This window comes from Streptomyces sp. NPDC127038 (assembly GCF_042725875.1).
GTDB lineage: Bacteria > Actinomycetota > Actinomycetes > Streptomycetales > Streptomycetaceae > Streptomyces.
The window spans coordinates 1-6540 of sequence record NZ_JBHXDQ010000133.1; the positions used below are offsets into that span (position 1 = coordinate 1).

Consider the following 6540-nt stretch of genomic DNA (forward strand, 5'->3'; position numbering starts at 1 on the left):
CGAACACACCGCACCCAACGGCGACGGCCTGATGCACCGGCACGGCCCCGACCCACCCACCGAACCGACCCCGCCCCCCGCCCGGAGGGCTATGCCGGGATCACCGCCGACACCCGGAACCCACCCGCATCCGTCGGCCCCGACACGAACACACCCCCGAGGGCGGCCACCCGCTCCTTCATCCCCAGCAGCCCGTTCCCCCCGCTGGGCAGCCCCACGGACGACCCGCCCCCCAGCTCCGGCGGACACTCGTTCTCCACCTGCATCGCGATCTCGGACGCCCGATGCGCCAGCCGCACGTACGTCTTGGCGCCCGCCGCGTGCTTGTGGACGTTCGTCAGCGCCTCCTGCACCACCCGGTAGGCGGTCTGCTCGATCTCCCGGGCGTACGCGCGCAGGTCCCCCTCGACCGACAGTGCCACGACCATCCCGGCCGCCGCCGACTGCCCGATCAGCTCGTCGATCTCGGCGAGACTCGGCCCCTCACCGCCCCCGGAGTCGCCCGCCGCCCGCGAGGCCGCTGCCGCCGCCGCGGCCCCCACCGCCGCCAGCGGCACCGCCGGCACCCGCCGGTCGAGACCGTCCCCCGTACGCAGCACCCCGAGCATCTCCCGCAGCTCGGTGAGCGCCTGCCGTCCCATGTCCCCCACCAGGGCGGCGTTCTTCACGGCCTTCTCGGGGTCCTTCCGGGCCACCGCCTGGAGCGCCGCCGCGTGCACGACCATCAGGGAGACCCGGTGCGCGACCACGTCGTGCATCTCCCGGGCGATCCGGGTGCGCTCCTCGTTCCGCGCCCACTCGGCCCGCTCCTCGGCCCGCTCGGCGAGCAGTTGCAGCTCCCGCTCCAGGGAGTCCGCCCGCTCCCGCAGGCTCTCCATGAGCCGCCGCCTGGCCCCCATGTACAGACCGAGGAGCACGGGCGGCGCGGTCATCCCGATCGCCGTCGTGATGGAGGCGAACGGGACCAGCCAGTTCCCCATCGGCACCTCGCCGCGCACCACGCTCTGGTGCGCCCGGACGAAGGTGACGATGAGCATGCCGGCGAACGACATCCCGGCCAGCGCCGCGGTGATGCGCCGCGGCAGCTCGGACGCGGCGAGCGTGTAGAGCCCGACGAGCCCCATCAGGAACCCCATCTGGGCGGGCGTGATCGCGATGGACACCAGCACGACCGCGATCGGCCACTTCCGCCGCAGCAGGAGCACGGACCCGGAGGCCGCCCCGAACACGACCCCCACCGGTGCGGGCAGTCCCGCGTCGTGCGCGAAGCGGACCCCCTCGCCACCGCACTCGAACGCCGACACCAGAGCGAGCCCCGTGTCCAGCACGGCACCGCGCCATCCGACCCACCACCACGGCCCGGTCCCGGCCGCGGTGTGCTCTTCCCCCGTCGTGGTCATGGCTCCAGCGTACGGTTGCGCCCCGGACCATTTCCGGTGAGTTTCTCCGACTGGCCCAGACCACACCCCGCCCGGAACGAGCCCGGGAATCAGCGGTCCCGGGAACGCCGCCGGCCCCCGCGACGCCCGACCGGAGGACGCGGTCATCTGCCGCGCGGGAGGCGCCGAGTTGTACCGTCGCACGGAGGGCATCCGGTACGGCATAGTGTTGGGTGCCGACTCGATGAGCCGACCAATTGTCCGGTTCGATCGGGTTCATTCCCCCGTGGTGTAATTGGCAGCACCGTGGCTTTTGGTGCCATTTGTCCGGGTTCGAGTCCTGGCGGGGGAGCCTCCGTCGATCCTGCGCCCGACAGCGCGGCCAGGACCCTCTCCCACAGCGCTCCTGTTTCGCCCCGGTATCCTGCGGATGTCCACACCCCAGCCATCCACAGCCGAAGGGCAAACCCCGTGAGCGCCATCCGCCCGGCAGCCGTCGTCGTCCTCGCAGCGGGTGAGGGCACCCGTATGAAATCGGCCACACCCAAGGTTCTGCACGACATCTGCGGACGCTCGCTCGTCGGCCATGTGCTCGCCGCCGCGCGCGAGTTGGACCCCGAGAACCTCGTCGTCGTCGTGGGCCACGCCCGCGAGAAGGTCGTCGGACACCTCGCCGAGATCGACCCGGGCGTCCGTACGGCGGTACAGGCCGAACAGAACGGCACCGGGCACGCGGTACGGATGGCGCTCGAGGAGCTCGGCGGCGGTGTGGACGGCACGGTCGTCGTGGTCTGCGGCGACACCCCCCTGCTCAGCGGCGAGACCCTGCTCGCACTGGCCTCGACCCACAGCGCCGACGGCAACGCCGTCACCGTCCTGACCGCCGAGGTCCCCGACGCCACCGGCTACGGCCGCATCGTGCGCGACGGCGCCAGCGGCGCGGTCACCGCGATCGTCGAGCACAAGGACGCGAGCGACTCGCAGCGCGCGATCCGCGAGATCAACTCCGGTGTCTTCGCCTTCGACGGCCAACTGCTCGCCGACGCGCTCGGCAAGGTGCGCACGGACAACAGCCAGGGCGAGGAGTACCTCACGGACGTGCTCGGGATCCTGCGCGAGGCCGGGCACCGTGTGGGCGCGGCCGTCGCCGCCGACCACCCCGAGATCGCCGGCATCAACAACCGCGTCCAGCTCGCCGAGGCCCGCCGCATCCTCAACGACCGGCTGCTCACGCGGGCGATGCTGGCCGGCGTCAGCGTCGTCGACCCCGCCACGACCTGGGTCGACGTGACGGTCACGTTCGAGCAGGACGCGATCCTGCTCCCCGGCACGCAGCTCCAGGGCGCCACGCACGTCGCCGAGGGCGCCGAGGTCGGGCCCAACTGCCGACTGAAGGACACCCGGGTGGGCGCCGGCGCCCGTGTCGACAACACGGTGGCCGACACCGCCGAGGTGGGCCCCGAGGCGAAGGTGGGTCCGTTCGCCTATCTGCGTCCGGGCACGCGGATCGGCCTGAAGGCCAAGGTCGGCACGTACGTCGAGACGAAGAACGCGACGATCGGCGAGGGGACGAAGATCCCGCACCTGTCGTACGTGGGGGACGCCACGATCGGCGAGTACTCGAACATCGGTGCCGCGAGTGTGTTCGTGAACTACGACGGGCAGGACAAGCACCACACGACGATCGGCTCCCACTGCCGTACGGGTTCGGACAACATGTTTGTGGCTCCTGTCACGGTCGGGGACGGCGCGTACACCGCGGCGGGCTCGGTCATCACCAAGGACGTCCCGCCCGGTTCGCTGGCCGTGGCCCGTGGCCAGCAGCGGAATATCGAGGGCTGGGTGGCCCGCAAGCGTCCCGGGAGCGCCGCGGCGAAGGCCGCGGAGACCGCCGCCCGGGAACCGCAAGACGAAAGCTGACCGGAAAACGGCACGTCCGGGACGGCGTACCGTGATAAGTGCAGACCCGCACCCCTGCTGAGAAGCCCTCTCACAATCCAGCTGAGAAGGCCTCTCACGCCCACTGAGATGACCTCTGAGGAGACAGTGCTGTGACCGGGACCAAGACGACGACCGGCGAGAAGAAGATGATGTTCTTCTCCGGCCGCGCCCACCCCGAGCTTGCCGAGGAGGTCGCCCACAAGCTGGGTGTCGGGGTCGTCCCGACGAAGGCCTTCGACTTCGCGAACGGCGAGATCTACATCCGCTACCAGGAGTCCGCCCGCGGCGCCGACTGCTTCCTGATGCAGAGCCACACGGCTCCCATCAACAAGTGGATCATGGAACAGCTGATCATGATCGACGCTCTGAAGCGGGCCTCCGCCCGGAGCATCACCGTGATCGTGCCGTTCTACGGTTACGCCCGTCAGGACAAGAAGCACCGTGGACGTGAACCGATCTCGGCGCGCCTGGTCGCGGACCTGATGAAGACGGCCGGTGCGGACCGCATCCTCACCGTCGATCTGCACACGGACCAGATCCAGGGCTTCTTCGACGGCCCGGTGGACCACCTGTTCGCGCTGCCGATCCTCGCCGACTACGTGGGCGCCAAGGTCGACCGTTCCAAGCTCACCGTCGTCTCCCCCGACGCCGGCCGGGTGCGGGTCGCCGACCGCTGGTGCGACCGCCTGGACGCGCCGCTGGCCATCGTGCACAAGCGCCGCGACAAGGACGTCGCCAACCAGGTCACCGTCCACGAGGTGGTCGGTGACGTGAAGGGCCGCGTCTGCGTGCTCGTCGACGACATGATCGACACCGGCGGCACCATCTGCGCCGCCGCCGACGCGCTGTTCGCGCACGGCGCCGAGGACGTCATCGTGACGGCCACGCACGGTGTCCTCTCCGGCCCGGCGGCCGACCGTCTGAAGAACTCCAAGGTCAGCGAGTTCATCTTCACGGACACCCTGCCGACGCCCGGCGAGCTGGAGCTCGACAAGATCACGGTGCTCTCGATCGCGCCGACCATCGCGGACGCGGTGCGCGAGGTCTTCCTGGACGGTTCGGTGACGAGCCTGTTCGAGGAGCAGTAGGCCACGGCCCAGCCGGTCGCCTAGATCGATTTCTTGTACGGCCTCCCCGCCCCGTAAGCTGTCACAGTTGCTCGGCGAGGGAGGCCGCACTTTTGTGTGCGGCGGTCCGTTATCGACGCGCTCTTCGTAGCAGGCCGATGGTTTGGCCGGGTGACCTTCTTCCCCAGTTCTACGAGGAGTGAACATGTCCGAGGTCAAGCTCGCCGCCGAGTCCCGCACCGAGTTCGGCAAGGGTGCCGCCCGCCGCGTCCGCCGCGAGGGCAGGGTCCCCGGCGTCGTCTACGGTCACGGCACCGAGCCGGTCCACATCACGCTGCCGGGCCACGACCTGCTGCTCGCGCTGCGTACGCCGAACGTCCTGCTCTCCCTCGACCTGGACGGCAAGACCGAGCTCGCGATCCCGAAGGCCGTCCAGCGCGACGCCATCAAGGGCTTCCTGGAGCACGTCGACCTGCTCCTCGTGAAGCGCGGCGAGAAGGTCACCGTCGAGGTCTTCGTGCAGACCGAGGGCGAGCTGGCCCCGGGCAGCTTCCTCGTCGAGAACGTGCTGAACACCCTGACGGTCGAGGCCGAGGCCACCCACATCCCGGAGTCGGTCACCGTCTCCATCGAGGGCCTGGAGGCCGGCGCCTCCATCCACGCCAAGGACATCAAGCTCCCCAAGGGCACCACGCTGGCGATCGACGAGGACGCGGTCGTCATCCAGGTCCTGTCGGCGCAGGCCGAGGAGCCGGCCGCCGAGGGCGACGCCGAGGGCGACGCGGCCGCCGAGGCCTGATCCTCCCGGAATCTTCAGCTGTGTCAGCCGCCGCTCCTTCCCGGGAGCGGCGGCTGCCGCGTATCACGGACACGAGGGAGACACGGACGTGACGACCGACGCCAACGCGCCCTGGCTGATCGCGGGCCTCGGCAACCCGGGCCCCGAGTACGCCATGAACCGGCACAACGTGGGCTTCATGGTGGCCGATCTGCTGGCGGAGCGGATCGGCGGGAAGTTCAAGCGTGCGGGCAAGGCGCAGGCCCAGGTGATCGAGGGCCGGATCGGGCCGCCGGGGCCGGCGAACCGCCGGGTGATCCTGGCCAAGCCGATGTCGTACATGAACCTGTCGGGTGGCCCGGTGACGGCGCTGCGGGACTTCTACAAGGTGCCCACGGCCAACATCGTGGCCGTCCACGACGAGCTCGACATCGACTACGGCGTGCTGCGGCTCAAGCTGGGCGGCGGCGACAACGGCCACAACGGCCTCAAGTCCATGACCAAGGCGATGGGCGCGGACTATCACCGGGTGCGGTTCGGCATCGGGCGTCCTCCGGGCCGTATGCAGGTCGCGGACTTCGTGCTGAAGGACTTCGGGTCCGCCGAGCGCAAGGAACTCGACTACTTCGTGGACCGGGCGGCGGACGCGGTGGAGTCCCTGGTGATCGAGGGCCTGGAGCGGGCCCAGAGCACGTACAACTCCTGAGGAACGGCCCGGCGGGCCGCACGGGGCCGCCGGGCGGTCGACGTACCCGTACAACTGCCGACTTGTCCCCCGCCGGGGTTGACCGAGCGCTCGGCCATGGCCAATGATCCCCGCCATGCGTGCCGTCACCTCTCGTCAGAGCGCGACCGCGGCGCTGCGTCTCGGACAGCTCGCGGCGATGGGCCTGGTCACCGGGCTCATCCTGATCGCGGGTGTCTGGGCCTCCTGGGGCACCGCGCAGCACGTGATGCTGAGCAAGGGCAGGGAGCAGGGCACGATCGCCGTGCGGTCGTGCTCGGGTGACGTCTGCGCCGGGCCCTACACGCCGGTGTCGCCCGGTTCACGGGCGCGGGCCCGGGTCGTCATCGACCAGTCGCCCGCGGTGGAGAAGGGCCGGACGTACTCGGTGACGGTCAAGCCCGGCAGCGACGAGGTCGTCCGCAGCGGCCCCGCGGGACTGCTCTACGCCTGGATCCCGCTCGCCGGCGCGCTGCTGCTCGCCTCGGTGGTGGTCGCGGGCGGCCTGCGGCTGGCCCGGGTCGCCTGGATGATGGCGGGCGCGGGCCTGGCCCTGCTGACGGCGACGTTCCTGGTCATCTAGGGGCCCCGGGCGCCCGGGGCACACACGGGCCCCTCGGACGCACGAAGGCGCCCCGCGCGCTCGTACGG

At 70.7% G+C, this 6540-nt stretch carries 6 protein-coding genes and 1 tRNA gene; 6 read left to right on the forward strand and 1 reads right to left on the reverse strand.

The genetic code is table 11. The features are described 5' to 3' along the window. Window positions 1-89: 89 nt before the first annotated feature. Window positions 90-1400 carry a sensor histidine kinase gene (locus tag ACFWI4_RS40990; protein ID WP_387206803.1) on the reverse strand — a complete coding sequence of 437 codons (1311 nt, stop codon included), beginning with the start codon at window positions 1398-1400 and terminating at the stop codon, window positions 90-92. Between the two features lie 259 nt (window positions 1401-1659). Between ACFWI4_RS40990 and ACFWI4_RS40995 the strand changes: the two genes are divergently transcribed. From ACFWI4_RS40995 to ACFWI4_RS41020, 6 genes are all read left to right on the forward strand, one after another. Continuing rightward, a tRNA-Gln gene (locus ACFWI4_RS40995) sits at window positions 1660-1731 on the forward strand. Between the two features lie 119 nt (window positions 1732-1850). Then, window positions 1851-3299, forward strand: a complete 1449-nt coding sequence (glmU, locus tag ACFWI4_RS41000; RefSeq protein WP_387206805.1) for a bifunctional UDP-N-acetylglucosamine diphosphorylase/glucosamine-1-phosphate N-acetyltransferase GlmU — start codon at window positions 1851-1853, stop codon at window positions 3297-3299. A gap of 131 nt (window positions 3300-3430) precedes the next feature. Next, window positions 3431-4408, forward strand: coding sequence for a ribose-phosphate diphosphokinase (locus ACFWI4_RS41005; protein ID WP_339129823.1), 978 nt, complete (start codon window positions 3431-3433; stop codon window positions 4406-4408). A 184-nt stretch (window positions 4409-4592) separates the two neighbouring features. After that, entirely contained in the window at window positions 4593-5186 is a 594-nt protein-coding gene (locus ACFWI4_RS41010; RefSeq protein WP_339129824.1) for a 50S ribosomal protein L25/general stress protein Ctc, read from the forward strand. An 88-nt stretch (window positions 5187-5274) separates the two neighbouring features. After that, complete coding sequence (pth, locus tag ACFWI4_RS41015; RefSeq protein WP_387206807.1) at window positions 5275-5871, forward strand: aminoacyl-tRNA hydrolase; 597 nt, start codon at window positions 5275-5277, stop codon at window positions 5869-5871. A gap of 103 nt (window positions 5872-5974) precedes the next feature. Then, the gene (locus ACFWI4_RS41020) at window positions 5975-6472 is read left to right on the forward strand and encodes a hypothetical protein (protein WP_387206809.1); all 498 of its coding nucleotides are present in this window, start codon (window positions 5975-5977) and stop codon (window positions 6470-6472) included. Window positions 6473-6540 lie beyond the last annotated feature (68 nt).

Excerpts from the sequence above, each read along its gene's own strand:
- ACFWI4_RS40990 (WP_387206803.1), bottom strand. The coding sequence starts at position 1,400 with ATGACCACGACGGGGGAAGAGCACACCGCGGCCGGGACCGGGCCGTGG.
- ACFWI4_RS41010 (WP_339129824.1), top strand. The coding sequence starts at position 4,593 with ATGTCCGAGGTCAAGCTCGCCGCCGAGTCCCGCACCGAGTTCGGCAAG.
- ACFWI4_RS41020 (WP_387206809.1), top strand. The coding sequence starts at position 5,975 with ATGATCCCCGCCATGCGTGCCGTCACCTCTCGTCAGAGCGCGACCGCG.